Below are 17,202 nucleotides of genomic sequence, written 5' to 3'. Positions count from 1 at the left end.
AAAAGGGTCGCTAATGCGACCCTTTTGACTTTCAGGAATTGATTGGGTGGCTCATGCCGGAAATGAATGGAATTGACCCATCTGAATCGCTGACCTGACCTCTAAGTCATCACTCAGCAGGGCCAGATTGGCTGTATAACCTGCTTGAACGCGACCATATTGTGTCTCCAGTCCCAGAGCTTTGGCAGGGTAAAGACTGGCCATCCGCAGTGCTTCTTCTTTTGACAGCCCAACATGTTGAATCAGGTTTCTGATGCCTTCAATCATCGTGATGGCAGCGCCTGCAATTGTGCCGTCAGCGTAGTGGCATTTACCGTCAGTGACATATGCTTTTGCGCCAGGCATATCGTATTCTTTCATTGTCGTGCCTGCAGGAGCGACAGCATCCGTGACCATAAATAATTTCTCACCCAGGAGCTGGTGGGCGATACGCACCGAGGCATAATTCACATGAATCCCATCAACAATGATGCCGGCATGGGGTTTCTGATCGAAAATATATCCAACCGCGCCAGGTTCACGTGAGTCCAGCGGGCTCATGGCATTAAAGAGGTGGGTCGCCATGGTAATGCCCTGTTTGGCGGCATAATCCGTGTACTGACCATTGGTATGACCCATTGAAACGATGATTCCGGCGCGGGTCAGAATATCTATGACACCCTGGTTACAGGCTTCCGGAGCAAGCGTAACCACTTTGATGCGATCGGCATGAGCCGCCAGAAAACGGGCAGTCTCTTCATCTAAATCACGGATGCAATCTTCCTGATGCGCACCTTTCTTCTCTTTACTGATGAAGGGGCCTTCTAAATGTAATCCCAGGATGCCTTCCTCTTCAGGTTGCCGGATGCTTTCAATGAGCCGGATGACCTGATTGAATCGATCGGTTTCGCTGGTAATAAAGGTCGGAAGATATTGGGTGGTACCGTGCCGGAGGTTTGTGGCATTCATGGTGTCCAGCGTGGATTTCGCAATATCCGTATTGAGCAGGACGCCTCCGCAGCCATTTAACTGAATATCAATAAAACCCGCGGTTGCCAGCAATCCGGTTCCATCGATGCATTGTTCAGGAAGCGACTGGCTTTGATTTGCCTCAGACATTGGGATGACGCTGGCGATCCTGTCGCCGTCAATCAGTATGGCTTGATCATTTTCAATCGTGTTGCCATTAAACACGTTGATATGTGTTATTGCATACATGGCCGGATTCCTAAATGCGCGATAGGAGATGTTACATTGGCTATCTTATTTTGTGTGTAAAAATAAGATAGCACGCAGTGAATCCGGGATCAATTTTCTGTGACGCTGTTGCTGAGGCAAAACACAGTTATTTGATTAAGTTTAAGATTTTCTTGAAGCTTTCGCCCTCAGCGACCCGTTGCAGCTCGAACAGCACCATCTCGGTACAAGATAAAGCAACACCGGCCTGCTGCATACGATTCAATGCGACAGTTTTGTTGTTTGCGATACGGGAAGAAACAGCATCTGCAATGACTTCAACATGGAACCCTTTTTCCAGTAAATCCATGGCGGTCTGGTACACACAGATATGTGCTTCAATACCGACCAGAATGACGTTTTCACAACCGGTTGACTGAAGTGCATCCATAAATTCTGCAGAGTGGCAGCCGCTGAAGCAGTTCTTCGCGATGGGGGTGTGCTCCGCAAGGTAATCGGCAACCTGAGGGATCGTCGGACCGAGTTTGTCCGGTAATTGTTCCAGCCAGATAATGGGCAGATTCAGTGCAGTGGCGCCTTGAGTGATCACGGACAGGTTGTGGAAGAGGGTCTGTGTGTCGTCCATCAGGGTGGCCAGTTTTCCCTGAACATCTACGATGACGAGTGCGGTTTTGTTGCGATCTAACATAGGGACATCCTTTTCAGTTTAACGAAAAAAATCTTTCATAAGAGAAGTTTAGTTGTTATCGCGCAGCTTTTATCTGAACATTGACCTTGGTCTTCTCTGACTGGAAAGTCAAGGGGGAGTACACGATGCCGGATGATTGCACTAGAATGGAAACTATCAGCAGGCCTTGCGAAAAGCCTTGTAACTGCTTTCAACTTTACTTTCTGGAGAAATGGCGAAACAATGTGTCGATTCGAAAACGCATTTGATTCAACAAAAGTTGAAATTATTCAAGAATTTAAAAGATAAACAGCCTTAAGTATGACTGAAAAAAAATCGAACCCACTTACCGACCTCATCTTTAACGTCATTGTGCCATCTGTCATTCTGATGAAACTCAGTGGTCAGGAGCAACTTGGTCCGGTCAATGCGTTGCTGCTTGCACTGGCATTTCCTGTGATTCTGGGCAGCTATGAATTGCTCAAGCATAAGAAATTTAACTTTATCTCTCTGTTGGGTTTTATCAGCGTACTTCTGACCGGCGGTATCGGTCTGCTGGAACTGGATACGCAGTGGCTTGCAATCAAAGAAGCGCTGATACCCGGCTTGATTGGTGTGGTGGTATTTGGTTCAACATTTACCAAGTATCCCATTGTGACCAAAATGATTTTCAATGACGCCGTCCTGAACCTTGAGCTGATTAAGGAGAAACTCAATCAGTCCGGGAAGCAGTCTGAATTCAATAAGTGTCTGACTCAGTCGAACTACTTGTTTGCCAGTACTTTTGCTTTCTCTGCGGTGATGAATTACGTGCTGGCGACAAGCATTGTGACCAGTCCGGCAGGTTCTGAAGCTTTCAATGAAGAGCTGGGCGAAATGACGTTGTTGAGCTATCCCATGATTGCGATCCCGTCGATGCTGATGATGTTTGGTATCTTCTATTATGTCTGGCGCTCAATTCGTCGTATGACAAATCTGGAAGCAAACCAAATCTTTAAGGTTCAGTAATTGTGAACTGATGAGGGCTTGCCAGTGGCAAGCCCTTTTTCGATCCAGGCAGTCAGAGCGTTTCAGCCGGACGCGATCTCAGAAAGCGTGCAAACCTCGGGATACGATTTTGGGTGAATCCGTTATACCTGAAGGTCACAATACTGCCGATTTCGGGCGGGGAAGCGCGCTCTGCATCGCTGAAGCCTGAGCCAATTTTAAAGAGCGGGTGATTGTCCATCTTCACCCAGATTGCTCCGGTCAGTCCCTGATATTTTCCTTTTCCCGGTTCGTAACCAACGACGATCGCTTCTGCATCTTCGAATCGCTTCAGTTTCAGCAAACCATCTGCTTTGCCCGCGATATAACGTTGTTTGCCCCGATGCAGCATCAGACCTTCGCCTCCATGGCATTCGACTTCATTCAGCCAGTGCTCCAGAGTCTGTATTGAATCCAGCTTTCGCTGATGAACCGCTTTGATCTGTTGCAGGTGTAATGAATCAATCAGGGGCGTGACATGTGCCAACCGTTCATCGAATATGCCTGGCTGGTCCGGGGCATCAAATACCATGAACTGAATCTTCCGCCACAGGGTTTCGTTGGGGACGCTATCCAGAACGGTTTGCATGGTCAGATGAAACTGGTTCCTGCCTGCCCATAATTCACCTTCTAACGCTTCTTTGGGAAAGTCTTTCGTAAACCAGTCAGGCGCATGAATCTGATGACCCGATCGTGTCTGCAGCTGGCTGCCAGTCCAGAAGGCACGTACGCCATCCAGTTTTTCACTGACCCAATAGTCGGTGATGACGCTTCCTGCCGGGAGCACGACAGTATCATCCTGCCAGTCAATGGAATGTGCCCGCATGGTTGTCACAGTTTCCTTGGCGAGGGTCTGCGGGCTGAGCGCAAGCATGATCATAATGGCAAGTGCAGAATACTTCATCATTTCGTTCCTTTCATAATGGAAAAGGTACACGATAATTGAGTGCCGGACGGAGGAGAGTATCGGGTGCTTTCAGAAAGCGTAAGACTGCGGCTTATATGTAAATTCCTGTGTCAGATTCACCGCGGCAGACATCAGCTTTGCGAAAGAAACCATGATAAAAACCGGGTTCATCCGCCCGGAATACGGGGTGCTGTCCGAAAAATAACGTGAGAGACTGACGGGTGAGCAAACAGCCTTTATTATTGAAAGTACTCTGACATCTCAGGAAATGAGTATGTTAGGCTAATGAACAGTTTGTGATTGCCTGCCTGTGTCTGTCAAACGGGTAAGTGAATAGGAGTATGGGATGGAGTTGATGTCAAACTGGAAAGTGACTCTGGTCGCTGGTTTTATTGCCGGCGCTGCACTGGCATCGGCAATTGGGCATTTTCAGCAACAACCCCAGGCTGTTGAACTGAAATCACTGCGTGAAAAAAACGCTGGGCAAATTGAGCAAATTCAAAGCCTGAGCGGGCGGTTAGATACGCTTGAGACCCTCGAAACAGAAAAAGCCATTGCATTTAAAAAACTGCAAGAGACGCTGGCCGAAAAAGAGCAGGCACTGGAAACGCTTCAGAAAGATTACGAAAAACAACTTGCCTCACTGAAGCAGCAAAAAAAACAGTTGTCTGTCAGCAAAGAAAAGCTGGATACCAAAGTTGAAACGCTGACTGAAGCCACCAAAAAACAGCAGACCGTTTTGTCGAACTCAAAGGCGTTGTATCAGCAGCAGCTTGAGCTGCAGAAACAGCTCAGTCAGGCCGATGCAGAGCTGAAGCAGGCACGACGTGTGGCAGATGAATTCAAAAAGCCTTGTGAAGAATTCAAAACAGGTCAAAGCTGGAATTGGGTGTCTCAGGCGGACTGCGATCGGTATGAAGAGAAACTTGCCAAAGTGACTGAAGCAGAAGTGGAAAAAACTGCGCTTCAAAATGAGTTGGATGTACTGAACGCAAAAATTGATGTCGCACTGCCAAAAGAAAATTAAGCTTGAACCAGGGAAGGGGAATTGTGATGGCTTTAACGGTGTGTCAGGATGGCGTGGTGAATGTGCAGGATCTGCTGGCAGATATTCCTGAAAACTTGCCTGAAGAACTGTTTCAGAACTTATTGGTCTCATCACATTTGCGAGTTGAGCGGATTGTCTCGCGGGGTCACCAGACTCCGGCTGGTGATTGGTACGATCAGGATGAAAACGAGTGGGTTCTGCTCATACAAGGCGAAGCCGAGCTGGTTTTTGATGACTCCAGGCCTCCGGTCCACTTAAAAGCCGGTCAAAGTGTTTTTTTGCCGGCTCATTGCCGCCACAGGGTGAACTGGACAGCGGAAGGCGAACACACAATTTGGCTTGCCATCTTTTTCCCGGCTGAAAATGAAATCTGAATGAGTCTAAAACGGCACCTTGAGGGTGCCGTTTCCATTTGGATATCAGCCCAGAACCGTTCCGACTGGCCGGGCAAGAGCAACCGGAAACTGGCGTTCTTTTGCCAGAGCTTCTGCTTTCGCAACAATATCTGAGGCTTTCAATTGCATTGTGACAGGAAAGCGGCCTTCCCAGTCATGATGCAGGCCACTTTGCTGCTCGGTGATCAGGTTTTCATTCACCAGTTGTTGCAAAATTCGTTCGGCGGCAGTGAGTGCAGAAGATGCTTTGACGATCTCTGTACGGGCATACCGTTGCCCGGCAAATGACACGTCAGCTGCTCGCAGCGACGGGTCTTGTCCCGGAATTTGCTGCGCACCAAACAAAGGCGGACCACCGACCTGAGCATCAAGATAGGCTGGAATAAATTTTGCGACATGCGCAATGGCCCGTTGGGTACGCTGTTCAATATCTTGCGGCTGCCAGCCGTTTCTCAGCATGTTTTTAAACCGTGTGTCGAGGACAGGCTGAGCACTCTGATCCGTGCTGCTGACGAGTCCGTCCTTGAACAGGGTAATATCCTGCGTCATACCATGAAGCTGAAAATATCCATCCGGGTAAGGAGTCAGTTGCGCCATGCCATCAGGTGTCCCTCGCTGACCGTGGAAAATAACCTCCGGCCAGTCGGCTGTATTGTCCGCCCAGTGGGTGACGTAGGCTGCTTTAAATTCGACCAGTCGCTGTCGTTTGTGCCGGGCCATATCATCAAGGATGCCGGTACGATAACCGCAGGCATTGATCAGATAATCGACCGTTGTTGTCTGGCTGACACAATCATCGCAATCCGGATCCATTGTCTGATAGGTGATTTTCCATTGAAGCGATTCCGTATCCTGCTGAATATCAGTCACACTGGCTTGTGTGAGAATTCGGCTGTTTGGGAGTGCTTCCAGCCCGAGTGAGACAGTTGCAGCCAGACGGAATACACTGACGCCGTATTCCTGAACCAGAACAAACGGGAACTTGAACTCATCCAGATTCAGGTGTTTGGCGACAGGAATCATCCAGTCATCAGCGCAGGACGCATTGGCGGGTAAATCCTGTTTGGCCAGGTGTTCCATGTCGTCACGATAGTAAAGACGGAAATAATTATCCGGATGGCCAAGAACGGCATTGGTTGCATCTTGCTGAACCAGTGCACGGTAATGGTTTTGCAGCTGTGTCAGTCTTGGCAGCAATTGCTCAGGGTGGCCTGGGTCCTGTTTCGGAACTGCGACGACAGTTGGACGGATATTGGCACTGTGCTGATACACACGCAGGGTATCAATCGACTGCTCAAGCAGTTGAAGACACTGATGATCGGAAATTTCACGATACAGGTTACCACCTGCATGAAGATGGCAGATTGGCGGGCCATTTACTAAACTTCGGCCTTCTTCAAAAAGGGTTACCCTGAATCCTTGTTCGGCAAGCTGGAGCGCAATGGTAGAGCCAGCCATTCCTCCGCCAATAACCCCGATTTTTAGGTGGTTATTGGGTTGTTTCTTGCCTGTTTCAGTCATAATCAATGGTATTTCAACATATCAGTTATCAAATGTTATAGGTTGCATTCTACTTGCCTCAAGTCATGTTTTAAACACTGATGTTTCTGTAAAAAGTCTGTTTGTCTATTTTTTATTGTCAGCCTCAATTTACATTGTAAATTACGCGGGTTATTTTTTTGGCGCTTATGCGCCAGCAACTCAAATTTATCGGAATGTCAATTTTTTAAAGCGGGGGAACAGGTCTTTTCTCAGGGCTGTGTGAACTTTTCTTTATCTATGCGTGCAGTGTCTTATTTTTATCTTAGAAAAGATAATTCCGTGGCATAACTTGTTCATTCTCTTGCATAAAGACTTTTCTCTGTCTAACCCTAAGAAGTGGTGGTGAACAGAGAACAAGGAAAATGTGATGATGAAAATGATTAAATTCGTTCCGTTGGCAATATTTCTATCCGGCTCAGTTTATGCGGCTACAGATAATCCGTGGTATTTCGGAGCTCGGGTTGGTGGCACACACTTCGATAGTTTTGATGGTGCTCTTGACGGCCAGAAAGATAATTTTGGACAAGATGACTGGGGGGGCGGTGTTTTCCTTGGTTACCAGTTTTCGCCCGTGGTCGGTTTTGAAGGTGGATACACCTATTTAGGCGAAGCGGATTACGATCTGGGCAGTGGCGGATTTGAAGCCTATGGTTTAGATCTGGTTGCAAAACTGTCCTGGCCCGTCACTGACGTGATTGATATTTACGCCAAAGCCGGTGGTTTTTACTTCAACGCTGATAATAGTGTCAATGATAAAGATGACGATGGATTATCGGCAACCGGGGGCCTGGGGGCTGAGTTTTATATTAACCCGAGCATGTCAACCCGGCTTGAATACCAGTATTACAATCAGGTTGGCCGAAATGACCCGGGTAAGGCAGATATCCACTTTTATGGTGTCAGCCTTGTATACCACTGGGGCGGGGCAGCTCCGGTACAGGCAGAGACCATGGCACCCGCCCCAGAGCCTGCGGCTTTACCACCATCAATGATACAGCCTCTGCGTGTTGCTTTGCCCTTTGACTTTGACAGCAGCAAGCTGACGCAGGCTGACTTTGACCGCTTAAAACCCATCGCAGATCGCTTGGTGGAATATCCGGACAGTAAATTGCAGGTCATTGGCCATACTGACGCATCCGGTACGCCTGCGTATAACCAGAAATTGTCTGAGGAAAGGGCAGCCGCGGTTGCGGGCTATCTGGCAGGCTACTTCAGCATCGGTATGGACCGGATCGAAATTAAAGGTTTTGGTGAGCGGGATGCGATCGCTCCGAATAATACCGAAGAAGGACGTGCGAAGAACCGTCGTGTTGAGGCCTACATGCCGGGTATGACGATGGAAAATGGTCAGTAAATCATTTTTCAGTGATAGTTTATCCAGGGCCTCCGTTTGGAGGCCCTTTTTTATCTTCATTATTTTTCTCTGTTTGCGAGCGCGGCTGCGGGATTAATTTAAGATTCATTCTCATTTGCATCAAAACAGGAAAGTGAATTCCAGGACAAGATAATTCGCAGGCATTCCTTTGCAGAATCCTTCAACTTATCGGGTGATATCGCCTGATATGCACTGAACCCACCTTTTCATTGAGGATAAAGCATGAACAAAGGAGTCTTCATTTGGGCTGCAATTGCGGCTCTGCTATTTTCTGTGACTGGATATGCTGATGAAACTGAAAACCGGATTTTACAATTTAATGTTGATCCGCGAATTGTTGGCGGTACTGATGCGGTGACCGAAGACTGGCAGTTCTTTACCCAACTGACGGCACGACATGGAAACTGTCCCTATTGTGGCGCAAGTTATCTGGGAAATGGTTATGTTCTGACCGCTGCCCATTGTGTCGACAGTCATCGGGCATCTGATTTGTCAGTCAAAATCGGCGCACATCAGTTTGATGGCACTGACGGTATCCGAGCGAACGTAAGTCAGATTTACATCCATCCACAGTATGTCAGACAAACGCTTAGTTTTGATATGGCCTTACTGAAGCTGGACAGAGTTGTGATTGCTCCTGTGGTTGAAATTGCGGCGGGCAATCTGAATCAATACGCCGCTTTGGGAGATAAATTGCGCGTTGCTGGCGTTGGCCGCTTGACCGAAAATGGGACAAGCCCGTCGATCTTGCAGGAAGTGACGGTTCCTCTGGTAAGTGATGCCATTTGCCGGCAGGGTGGTCCGAGTTATCAAAGTGTCGGGATTGATAATTTCTGCGCCGGTTACCCGCAGGGTCAGAAAGATTCCTGTCAGGGAGACAGCGGCGGGCCAATTATTGTGAAACGTCAGGGACAAATCACACAGCTAGGCATCGTAAGCTGGGGGATTGGTTGCGCCCGTCCCGGCATGTATGGCGTGTACACAGATATTGCAGAACTCCGTCCCTGGGTTGATGACGTGATTTCGGGGACAGGACAGGCGGTATCTCTGACTTACCGGAAACAGACTGTTTTACCCGACTTTTCTGTCGGGGAGTTACGTCATCACGAATTTGTCTTCACCAATACTGGTGAAACGCAAATTACGATTGGTGACGTCTGGGCAAAAGCAACCGGCACCGCTGATGTGGCAGTCATTGCAGCGGATACCTGTTCGGTCAGTGTTTTGAATCAGCATCAGGACTGTGGAGTCCGGGTTGAATTTGGCGGAACTGCGCCAGGCCAGGCAGGAGTGAAATTGTCACTGGAGGTGGATCAGATTCAGGGCAAGGTTGAAGCAAGTGTTTCAGCGACGGTTCTGGATAACAGCAGCGGGGATCAGTATGAGTATGTCTACCCGGCCGGACTGGGGCAGTACCGGCCCGGAACTGTAGTCCTTGCAACGGATGGGAAACGCTATCAGTGCAGGCCATTTCCGAACAGTCAGTGGTGTAATTTCGGTGGTGCTTATGCTCCGGGAACGGGTTGGGCTGCTTCAGATGCCTGGCTGACACAGTAATATATGTGAGTGAAAGTTGTTTCGAACCGTCTGTAAAATCAAGGCATCCGATGAGAAGGATGCCTTAACTTTTTTGTGAGTACTACGGGGTGGTGCACTGAGGGCGTTTTGCAACCGAAGGCGGTAAGCGTTTGATTTCTGCCTTCAGGTCATCAATTCGGGTGGCGTGTGAAGGGTGGGTTGATAAAATCTCCGGTGGCTGTGAACCGCCGCTTGCTTTATTCATATTTTGCCAGAGCGCGATACTCTGGTTCGGGTCGAAACCGGCCTGTGACATCATCCGAAGCCCGATAATATCTGATTCTGATTCCTGAGCCCGGCCATACGGCATCAGGATACCGTACTGAACCCCCAGTCCCAAACCGGCCATGGCCATTTCCTGATATTCGGTTCCACCTAACGCGACGCTGGAGAGTTGTAAGCCAAGGTTGGCGAGTTGGGTGCGTGACAGCCGCTCGTTACTGTGTTTTGCCAGAACATGCCCAATTTCATGTCCAATGACTGCAGCCAGCTGATCCTGATTGGTCGCTACACCGAGCAGTCCTGTATAAACCCCGATTTTACCTCCGGGAAGGGCAAAGGCATTGATCTGATCGCTGTCAAAAACCACGACTTCCCAGCCCGGACGATTGGGTTGGCTGCCTAACTGCGCGGTGAGTGCCCGGGTCACGCACTGGACGTAACTGTTGATTTTAGGATCTGTGCTAATTTTTTCCTTCTCTTTCATTTGCTCGAAGGATTGGACACCGAGCTGGGACATATCCTGTTCAGAAAACAGCAATACCTGTTGCCTGCCAGTTGGTGAGTTACTGCAGGCGGAGATAAAAAGTGCACTTGCCAGCATGCTCGTCAGGCGAAGTGAATGGAACAATCTCATAGCGCTCACTCCTTTGTCTTATGAGTATATGTCATGTGATTCGCCGCTTATCAGCCAAATTCAGAGATGCTATGCTGAGGCGTCGAAAATGATTCTAAGGAACGTCAATGTCGATTTGGCAAAAGAAATTTGACCTGAATGATTTAAATCAAACGTCTAAAAACACCCTGGTTGAGCATATCGGCATTGAGTATTGTGCCTTTGATGACAATAGCTTAACGGCTATCATGCCAGTAGATGCAAGAACTCACCAGCCTTTTGGAATGTTGCACGGTGGTGCTTCAGTTGTCCTGGCCGAAACCCTTGGATCTATTGCGGCCAATATGTGTGTCAGTGAGGATAAATATTGTGTTGGTCTGGATATCAACGCCAATCATATCCGGGTTGTTCGCACTGGTTTCGTGACAGGTAAAGCGGAGCCGATTCACCTGGGGGCAACGACTCAGGTCTGGCAAATCACGATTACAGATGAACGGGGCAATTTGGTCTGTACCAGTCGTCTGACGATGGCTGTTCTTCGCGACAAGAAAACGGAGCGCTCATGAATCTGACTTTCAGCCAGGGAAGAATCATCGCGAATCATCACGAACTGGTCATTCGGCTTGACGGAAGCGCCCGGGTTACCCTGCAGGCCAGTGCAGAAGATGTCCGGTTAATTCAGCAGCCGCAGTTAATCATCGCGACCGGAAGTGGCGTTCAGTGGTCTATTCATTTAGATAACAGCGAACAGCTCAAAGAATTATCCGAATGTCTGGGAATTGCTATCGATAAAATGTAAAAAGGAAGAGGTGCTTAAAATGAAGACAGGCACCTTTTTTGTTTTGAGGGTTATATCGCGAAGTGAAGCTTTGTGGTTGAGAATGGACCTGACTTTGTCACAGAATCACTCAGCTTCACCTCAATATTATTGACAATATTATAAAGAGTTTGCTTTTTTGCTGTGGTTGTTCACGGCGATAGAAAAGGATATCTATGCAAGAGCATCATCTGAACCGAATTGCCATCAAGGCATTTCGAACCCTGTTTGCAGGGCCTCCCGATTTTTGCAACTTACAGACAACATTTTATGGTTGGGTTGCGTTCTTATCTTCTGGTAAGCAGCGTGCAGTCATCAAGTTTTGTCGTCAGGTTGGCAGATTAAGTAAGGAAATTCATGCATTAAAGCGGCTGGACACATATATAGACTGTAAAGTGCCGGAAGTCTTATTTTTTGGCTATGAAGAGGGGTGCGAATATATTGTCATGGAATGGGTTGAGGGTATACCGGCACATGAGTTACCCAAAGAACAGAATGCAATCCATGTGTTTTCAGAACACTTCACTGATTTATTGATTCAAATGCATGAGCAGCCGCAGCACAATGGATTTGAAATCATAGAAAATAAATATACCTCTCACTTAATTCCTGCGTTTGATGAATGGATGACACCGGTTCTGAGATATTTAACAAGCAGTGCTTCCCCGTTTTCGACCGAATTAAAGAAAAACTATGAACGAATGTGGGAGGAGCGGCATGAACTGCTGGCGCCGATCAATACTGAACCTTCTTTTGTGCATGATGACTGCCATTTAGGGAATGTTCTGTTCGACCCGGACACATACAAAGTGGTGGCTGTATTGGATCCCGCGGATGCGGGTGTTAAACACCGGGAATTTGATTTATTCCACTTAAATGACATCCGGCCAGAGTTGGATCTGATTACACGTTATGCTGAAAAGTCTCCGCTGGCTGAAGGATACGAAGTCCGTCGCTGGTATCTGAGTTTGTGGGATGATGCAAAGCACGCTTCTAATATCGGGTGGTATGATGAACAGCATTTGCTTCATAAAATGCGTCAGTATCAGCGTGTCTCAGCGCGCCGGTCGCGTTCCTGATATGTTCTGATCGTGAATTTTGAGATGTTCAAGTGTCCGCACAATTTGAGTTTGTGGTGAAGTCAGTATGAAGAAGTTGTTTCCATTGCTTTTTGTCAGTCTCTTTTCCGGCTGTATGTCGACAGAAATGGCCCGGACAACGACGTCGGAAGTGTCCAAGTCGCCTGAACCGGTTCGGGTCGGGCAGGCAAGTCTCCAGTCAGAAACTTTGCCTGCGGCTCAGAGGGCCACTCAGTCCGTGAAAACATCGGCAGTGCAGGCGGGAAAGTCAGCGAAAGCCACTTTGGTGCAGCCTGAGCCAGCAAAACACGCGACAAAAACCAAAGACGGTAAATTGATCCTGGGGCATCAGGAGTGGGTGTGGTTTAACCCGGCGAAGCAATTTGTACGTGCTCATGTTGTTCAGACACAATCGGTCTCGACTTTAGGTGTCAATGCCATAGTGCCTTTCGAACGTGACGGACGCCCGTGGGTTAAGTTTAAAGTTTTGGGGAAGGCACTGGAAATGCCGGTTGATCGCTGGCAGGAAAGTGATGAACAGGAGCTTGCTGTCGTCCAGGTGAGGACTGTCCTGGGGGAACTGAATGAGATGACTGACTTTGTGCTTGTGGAGGGTCAGGATGTCCGGTTGGGTGCAGATTTTATCCGGGACGTTGCTGTTGTTGATACGTCCAGAAAGTACGTTCAGCCAAAGACGAAAATGAACTGATCTGATGAAGTAATCGCCTTCAATATTCGTCGATAATCAGGCCGCACCAGGATGCGGCCTGATTTTTTCAATGATTTAAGGTGTTTGTACCGTTACTTCGTAGCTGGTGAATTTTCGAATGTTTATCACACCAGTATCGAAAATCAGATATTGCCCTTTGATACCCAGAAGAACCCCTTCAACGACGGCTTCCTTATCAAAATTGTGTGAAGTGATTTTGGTTGGATACTGACTGACCGGGTAGGCAATCTGTACGATTTCTTCATCCAGTCGTTCAATGGCATCGACGCCAAACTGTAAAAGCAGATCCTGAAGTCTGGATTCGATTGCCGGAAGCAGATGGTGGGCTTCGGCTTTTAAATCGAGAGCGTCTGAATCACCTTTTAGCATTGCACGCCAGTTGGTTTTGTCCGCAATAAATTCTGCCAGAGCCACTTCGACTAAGCCGGAAAGGTGGCGATTTTTAACTCTCAGTATCGGTAAAGCCTGTGTTGCCCCCTGATCAATCCAGCGGGTCGGGATTTGAGTGTGCCGGGTAATTCCGACTTTCAGCCCAGATGTGTTCGACAGGTAGACATAGTGCGGCACCATACAATGTGTATCGCCCCACTCAGGCTCCCGGCAGGTGCCCTGCGCATAATGGCAGGTTTCAGGCTTCATCACGCACATATCGCAACGAGCCAGTTTTTTCATACAGGGAAAACAGTGTCCTTGTGAGTAGCTTTTTTTCGTTTTCTTACCGCAGGCATCGCAGTAAATATTGCCGGTAAAAGTCAGCCGGAGCGGCTTGCCGATCAGGGGATTCAGATCGAGGGTTTCATCGCCGACCAGAAGTTGGTAGTTCACAACATCGCCAAGCGATGAACGCATTTTGCTCAGTGTACCTTGCATGTGTGCTCTCTGTTACATTGCTTCAGTTGGGATCTGTGTCCCTTTGCGGTCCAGTGTATCATCTGGCGCCAGTAAGAAAAAACCGGCCACGCGGGCCGGTTATGCTGTCTTCAGTCTTGATTTAGCGGTTTTCCAGCCTGTTGTAATCCAGCAGGCCGGATTCGACAGGGTGGTTGATTCTGTAAATCTGATTTAACTGATCACTGAACGCCCAAAAGTTCGGGTCTGTTCTCCGGACCGCGACTTTATCCAACAGGGCCTGGTAATCTTCCTCGCTGTAAATTCGCTTGGCCTGTTTGACGACATCAGCCAGGTCAGATTCCCGAATTTGCCAGAAAACGCTCGGGTAACTGCCCAGTAAGCCATGAACCAGCGTCAGGTTATCCTGAGATGGTTCCCGGTTCTTTTCTTCCTCAAACAGGCTGGAAATATTTTTATGCGCGCTGTTACGGGCTAGTGTCAGTAGTTGCGGCTGAACTTTCGGGTCACTCGGTTCAATCATGATGAACGTCAGTTCAGGATATAAGGTTGCCTGGCGGCCCTGAATACGGGCGAGCGCACGAAGCTGGTTGATACTGTCTTTGCTTAGTTTCAGGTTGTCCAGCGCATATCGTGTCTTATCCTGATCAACACCGGCCAACTTCTTCTTCAGCATCTGCATCAGTTCCGCTTTCGGATGATCTGTCTGATAACGGATCCCCGATGGCTGAGAGAAATCATTGATATCACCCTGCAGGAAGTTCTGCAGCGGCTGATTGGCATCCTGATACCAGTCGGCCAGCTCGGCGTGTCGTGTGTTGGGTGGCAACAGCGACAGGAAGTTAGATTCACCTTCCATCCGCAGGAAGTCCATGTACATGCGGGTTAGCAGCTGATGACCAAAGTTTCCGTAAACATCAAATCCTGCGACAAGAAGATAGTGAATTCGCTCAATGAGTGAATAATCGAGAACCCAGGCTGTTTTCGGAGGAGTGCCCACTAAACCTTTCACCACGGTTGCGCTGTCAAAGTGACGGAAGATCGTCAGGGCTGCATTGTCGTTAAAACCGTCACCATCCCAAATTAAGTCAGTGGTCAGATGCTCACCATTCTTGAAGGTCCGGTTCATGAATTCATTTTTCGCGCGCAGGAAACGGCCTTGCTGTTTGGAGTAGGTGACCCAGTTGTGTAACGGCAGGGCAGTACTGTTTTTTTCAGCCGGCAAGCGCAGGTTATCTGCCTGTGAGGCATAAAAGGCAGCCACTTCAGGAATATCTGCCATATCCGGGTCGACAAAGACGACCCAGAATCTGTCATTGATGACATTCAGTGCCAGCTGACCACGGCAGACCGGTCCTTTGATGAAACCCATGATGGTATGCTGGGAATTGTCGATCATATACCGGTATCGGGCACTGACAGGAAGCTGTTCAAAGGCCAGTAATGGGTTCGCAGCCAGTTCAGGCGTATACCCCGGCAAGGCACTGATAGTGTATTCAGGTTGAATGAAATGTTCGTTTAAACGGGCCAGACGCTCGTCATTCAGTACAAACGGCATATGGGTCTTATCGACAATCGTTTCGCGCACCGGAAGAATACGGTAATAAACCCGTGATACACCCGGATCGTCGAACGGGCGTCGTGTTGCGATCAGATCAACCGGTTCTCCCGGTGCTGTACGGGAACGCACAATGCGGAAAAAGGCTGTCTTTCCATCTGATGACTGAACACCAGAGAAGTAAAGATGGGATACAAACCAGTGCTCAAACAGGTACCGGGCGGTGAGCTGATGTTTGAAATCATTCTGGTTCAGGAATGTTTCCCATTTGTTTATTTCGTCTCTGGCTTCCGGTGAGACTGTATTTTGACTGGTCATGGGGGCGCCTGAAGCAACCCAGTCCATCAAAAGCTGGTGTTCATTTTCTGCCAATTTGGGTAGCCCGTAAGGCATCCCCCAAAGCGGGTAAGATTGCTCAAAGGCAGACATTTCTTCAATCGTCGGGCATTGCTGGTTTCTGTCCAGCGAGAAATCCCAGTTGCCGGACAATACTTTTTCATCAGGTAACGGATGAGCCTGTTTCAGGGTCAGCATTCTGGCAATGACACTCAACTGAGTATTGGTTTCCGGGCTTTGCATCCGCTCATTTAAGACCGCATTGAAACCTTTCTGACGCCATTCATCCGTACTGTGCGCATCAATAAACATACGGGTCGTATTGGCTGCGATCAGCCGTGTTCCCTGATAGACTTTTTCTTTGTTCGCGCCCCGGTCAATCCCTTCTGCTGAGGACATCTTTAACTGGCAGGGAGCATCGTAACAGGCATGACAGACAACACAGCGGTTTTCGACAAGCGGCTTGACTTCGTTCAGGTACCGTTGCGCCAGACTGGCTTCTGCGGGCAGGATTCTTTTCTGGGGTTCTGGCTGACCGTAGAGCTGATCGAGATTGAATCCGGCGTAGGTCGCACAACCTGAAAGGACCAGCACAAAAAACAGCAGCACTGGACGTTTAGTCAGTTTGGAAAAATGAAGGGTCATGAGTCTATCAAAGTCTGCCTGAAAAGCGTTAAGTATAAGTAATCGCAAGGTGATCTCAAGCTGTTTTAAACGATGTTCAATTAACTGGAGGGCGGTTCAGCTGGCAGTCAGATGAGCACTAAAAAACAGGGAGCTGAGTGCTCCCTGAAAGATTACTGATTGAAAATCGACTGGAACTCTTTTTTCATCGGCGGGTGACGACGAGCCTGTTTCAGTTGTTTACACAGATCTTTAACGCAATTACGCAGTACTTTGTCTAAAAGAACAGCTTTGTATTCGCTTTGTTCTTCTTCGCTCATCTGCTCTGGCAGTTGAGCATCCTGCATTTCGCCCAGGAAGTCGACGCCAGCATAGCTTTGACTGAGTGCAACCAGCGCATGAAATTGTTCGAAATTATCCAGTACGTTCTGAGCACTGGCCGGCAGTTCATCCCAGGCTTCCCGGGAAGTCGGTTCTGAGACCTTATACACATTGACCAGCATGTTTAACAGCTCTTCCGGTACCTGCTCAAATTCTACGACCTGGCGCAATTCAGGTGAGCAATCGTCCAGCGTGTACTCAACATTTTCGACCTGATCGAGGTCTTGTTTATCAATCTCAGACATACAAATTCCTAAGGGTGTTTTGAATAAAGGAGGC

General features: G+C 48.4%; 17 protein-coding genes. 9 read left to right on the top strand and 8 right to left on the bottom strand.

Annotated features, from left to right (window positions below; genetic code table 11):
- Positions 1–51: 51 nt before the first annotated feature.
- Together nagA and L4174_RS19570 are read right to left on the bottom strand one after the other, a co-directional pair.
- Positions 52–1,197, bottom strand: coding sequence for an N-acetylglucosamine-6-phosphate deacetylase (gene nagA, locus L4174_RS19575; RefSeq protein WP_248142195.1), 1,146 nt, complete (start codon positions 1,195–1,197; stop codon positions 52–54).
- Between the two features lie 127 nt (positions 1,198–1,324).
- Positions 1,325–1,864: a hydrolase gene (locus L4174_RS19570; RefSeq protein WP_248142196.1), complete on the bottom strand. Its 540-nt coding sequence runs from the start codon at positions 1,862–1,864 to the stop codon at positions 1,325–1,327.
- Positions 1,865–2,164: 300 nt separating this feature from the next.
- On the opposite strand from L4174_RS19570, the gene L4174_RS19565 reads away from it, so the two are divergent.
- Positions 2,165–2,851, top strand: coding sequence for a VC0807 family protein (locus L4174_RS19565; RefSeq protein WP_248142197.1), 687 nt, complete (start codon positions 2,165–2,167; stop codon positions 2,849–2,851).
- Between the two features lie 52 nt (positions 2,852–2,903).
- On the opposite strand, the gene L4174_RS19560 is transcribed toward L4174_RS19565, so the two are convergent.
- On the bottom strand, positions 2,904–3,776 hold the full coding sequence (locus tag L4174_RS19560; RefSeq protein ID WP_248142198.1) for a DNA ligase: 873 nt from the start codon (positions 3,774–3,776) through the stop codon (positions 2,904–2,906).
- Between the two features lie 346 nt (positions 3,777–4,122).
- Between L4174_RS19560 and L4174_RS19555 the strand changes: the two genes are divergently transcribed.
- Together L4174_RS19555 and L4174_RS19550 are read left to right on the top strand one after the other, a co-directional pair.
- A complete protein-coding gene (locus L4174_RS19555; RefSeq protein WP_248142199.1) occupies positions 4,123–4,803 on the top strand; it encodes a chromosome segregation ATPase in 681 nt (226 codons plus the stop codon).
- Between the two features lie 26 nt (positions 4,804–4,829).
- On the top strand, positions 4,830–5,198 hold the full coding sequence (locus tag L4174_RS19550; RefSeq protein ID WP_248142200.1) for a cupin domain-containing protein: 369 nt from the start codon (positions 4,830–4,832) through the stop codon (positions 5,196–5,198).
- A gap of 45 nt (positions 5,199–5,243) precedes the next feature.
- Here the strand turns inward: L4174_RS19550 and L4174_RS19545 are convergent, their stop codons facing one another.
- On the bottom strand, positions 5,244–6,677 hold the full coding sequence (locus L4174_RS19545; RefSeq protein WP_248142201.1) for an FAD-dependent oxidoreductase: 1,434 nt from the start codon (positions 6,675–6,677) through the stop codon (positions 5,244–5,246).
- Positions 6,678–7,128: 451 nt separating this feature from the next.
- Between L4174_RS19545 and L4174_RS19540 the strand changes: the two genes are divergently transcribed.
- The gene (locus L4174_RS19540) at positions 7,129–8,115 is read left to right on the top strand and encodes an OmpA family protein (protein WP_248142202.1); all 987 of its coding nucleotides are present in this window, start codon (positions 7,129–7,131) and stop codon (positions 8,113–8,115) included.
- 243 nt (positions 8,116–8,358) lie between these two features.
- A complete protein-coding gene (locus tag L4174_RS19535) occupies positions 8,359–9,693 on the top strand; it encodes a trypsin-like serine protease (protein WP_248142203.1) in 1,335 nt (444 codons plus the stop codon).
- Between the two features lie 82 nt (positions 9,694–9,775).
- Here L4174_RS19535 and L4174_RS19530 read toward each other — a convergent pair whose 3' ends face one another.
- Entirely contained in the window at positions 9,776–10,570 is a 795-nt protein-coding gene (locus tag L4174_RS19530; RefSeq protein ID WP_248142204.1) for a M48 family metallopeptidase, read from the bottom strand.
- A gap of 107 nt (positions 10,571–10,677) precedes the next feature.
- Between L4174_RS19530 and L4174_RS19525 the strand changes: the two genes are divergently transcribed.
- The 4 genes from L4174_RS19525 to L4174_RS19510 all read left to right on the top strand — a co-directional run bounded on the left by L4174_RS19525 (position 10,678) and on the right by L4174_RS19510 (position 13,154).
- Positions 10,678–11,115 (top strand): hotdog fold thioesterase, encoded by a 438-nt coding sequence (locus tag L4174_RS19525; RefSeq protein ID WP_248142205.1) that lies wholly within the window; start codon positions 10,678–10,680, stop codon positions 11,113–11,115.
- Positions 11,112–11,348 carry a DUF3389 domain-containing protein gene (locus L4174_RS19520; RefSeq protein WP_248142206.1) on the top strand — a complete coding sequence of 79 codons (237 nt, stop codon included), beginning with the start codon at positions 11,112–11,114 and terminating at the stop codon, positions 11,346–11,348. The genes L4174_RS19525 and L4174_RS19520 overlap by 4 nt, the downstream gene beginning before the upstream one ends.
- 194 nt (positions 11,349–11,542) lie before the next feature.
- Positions 11,543–12,445 (top strand): phosphotransferase, encoded by a 903-nt coding sequence (locus tag L4174_RS19515; protein WP_248142207.1) that lies wholly within the window; start codon positions 11,543–11,545, stop codon positions 12,443–12,445.
- Between the two features lie 67 nt (positions 12,446–12,512).
- Positions 12,513–13,154: a RimK/LysX family protein gene (locus L4174_RS19510; protein ID WP_248142208.1), complete on the top strand. Its 642-nt coding sequence runs from the start codon at positions 12,513–12,515 to the stop codon at positions 13,152–13,154.
- Between the two features lie 75 nt (positions 13,155–13,229).
- On the opposite strand, the gene L4174_RS19505 is transcribed toward L4174_RS19510, so the two are convergent.
- From L4174_RS19505 to L4174_RS19495, 3 genes are all read right to left on the bottom strand, one after another.
- Positions 13,230–14,045, bottom strand: coding sequence for a DUF2797 domain-containing protein (locus L4174_RS19505; RefSeq protein WP_248142209.1), 816 nt, complete (start codon positions 14,043–14,045; stop codon positions 13,230–13,232).
- Between the two features lie 121 nt (positions 14,046–14,166).
- A complete protein-coding gene (locus tag L4174_RS19500; RefSeq protein WP_248142210.1) occupies positions 14,167–16,563 on the bottom strand; it encodes a fatty acid cis/trans isomerase in 2,397 nt (798 codons plus the stop codon).
- A 152-nt stretch (positions 16,564–16,715) separates the two neighbouring features.
- The gene (locus L4174_RS19495; RefSeq protein ID WP_248142211.1) at positions 16,716–17,168 is read right to left on the bottom strand and encodes a DUF3069 domain-containing protein; all 453 of its coding nucleotides are present in this window, start codon (positions 17,166–17,168) and stop codon (positions 16,716–16,718) included.
- Positions 17,169–17,202 lie beyond the last annotated feature (34 nt).

Origin of the sequence: Photobacterium sp. CCB-ST2H9, assembly GCF_023151555.2 — a bacterium.
Taxonomy (GTDB): Bacteria; Pseudomonadota; Gammaproteobacteria; order Enterobacterales; family Vibrionaceae; genus Photobacterium.
The sequence above is the reverse complement of the archived record's forward strand: the minus strand, read 5'-3'. Positions and strand labels throughout refer to the sequence as shown.

What these genes read in the sequence shown, in the direction of transcription:
- L4174_RS19555 (WP_248142199.1), top strand. Translation starts at nt 4,123, where the DNA reads ATGGAGTTGATGTCAAACTGGAAAGTGACTCTGGTCGCTGGTTTTATT.
- L4174_RS19510 (WP_248142208.1), top strand. Translation starts at nt 12,513, where the DNA reads ATGAAGAAGTTGTTTCCATTGCTTTTTGTCAGTCTCTTTTCCGGCTGT.
- L4174_RS19570 (WP_248142196.1), bottom strand. Translation starts at nt 1,864, where the DNA reads ATGTTAGATCGCAACAAAACCGCACTCGTCATCGTAGATGTTCAGGGA.
- nagA (WP_248142195.1), bottom strand. Translation starts at nt 1,197, where the DNA reads ATGTATGCAATAACACATATCAACGTGTTTAATGGCAACACGATTGAA.
- L4174_RS19560 (WP_248142198.1), bottom strand. Translation starts at nt 3,776, where the DNA reads ATGATGAAGTATTCTGCACTTGCCATTATGATCATGCTTGCGCTCAGC.
- L4174_RS19565 (WP_248142197.1), top strand. Translation starts at nt 2,165, where the DNA reads ATGACTGAAAAAAAATCGAACCCACTTACCGACCTCATCTTTAACGTC.
- L4174_RS19500 (WP_248142210.1), bottom strand. Translation starts at nt 16,563, where the DNA reads ATGACCCTTCATTTTTCCAAACTGACTAAACGTCCAGTGCTGCTGTTT.
- L4174_RS19515 (WP_248142207.1), top strand. Translation starts at nt 11,543, where the DNA reads ATGCAAGAGCATCATCTGAACCGAATTGCCATCAAGGCATTTCGAACC.
- L4174_RS19525 (WP_248142205.1), top strand. Translation starts at nt 10,678, where the DNA reads ATGTCGATTTGGCAAAAGAAATTTGACCTGAATGATTTAAATCAAACG.
- L4174_RS19520 (WP_248142206.1), top strand. Translation starts at nt 11,112, where the DNA reads ATGAATCTGACTTTCAGCCAGGGAAGAATCATCGCGAATCATCACGAA.
- L4174_RS19495 (WP_248142211.1), bottom strand. Translation starts at nt 17,168, where the DNA reads ATGTCTGAGATTGATAAACAAGACCTCGATCAGGTCGAAAATGTTGAG.
- L4174_RS19535 (WP_248142203.1), top strand. Translation starts at nt 8,359, where the DNA reads ATGAACAAAGGAGTCTTCATTTGGGCTGCAATTGCGGCTCTGCTATTT.
- L4174_RS19550 (WP_248142200.1), top strand. Translation starts at nt 4,830, where the DNA reads ATGGCTTTAACGGTGTGTCAGGATGGCGTGGTGAATGTGCAGGATCTG.
- L4174_RS19530 (WP_248142204.1), bottom strand. Translation starts at nt 10,570, where the DNA reads ATGAGATTGTTCCATTCACTTCGCCTGACGAGCATGCTGGCAAGTGCA.
- L4174_RS19545 (WP_248142201.1), bottom strand. Translation starts at nt 6,677, where the DNA reads ATGGCTGGCTCTACCATTGCGCTCCAGCTTGCCGAACAAGGATTCAGG.
- L4174_RS19505 (WP_248142209.1), bottom strand. Translation starts at nt 14,045, where the DNA reads ATGCAAGGTACACTGAGCAAAATGCGTTCATCGCTTGGCGATGTTGTG.
- L4174_RS19540 (WP_248142202.1), top strand. Translation starts at nt 7,129, where the DNA reads ATGATGAAAATGATTAAATTCGTTCCGTTGGCAATATTTCTATCCGGC.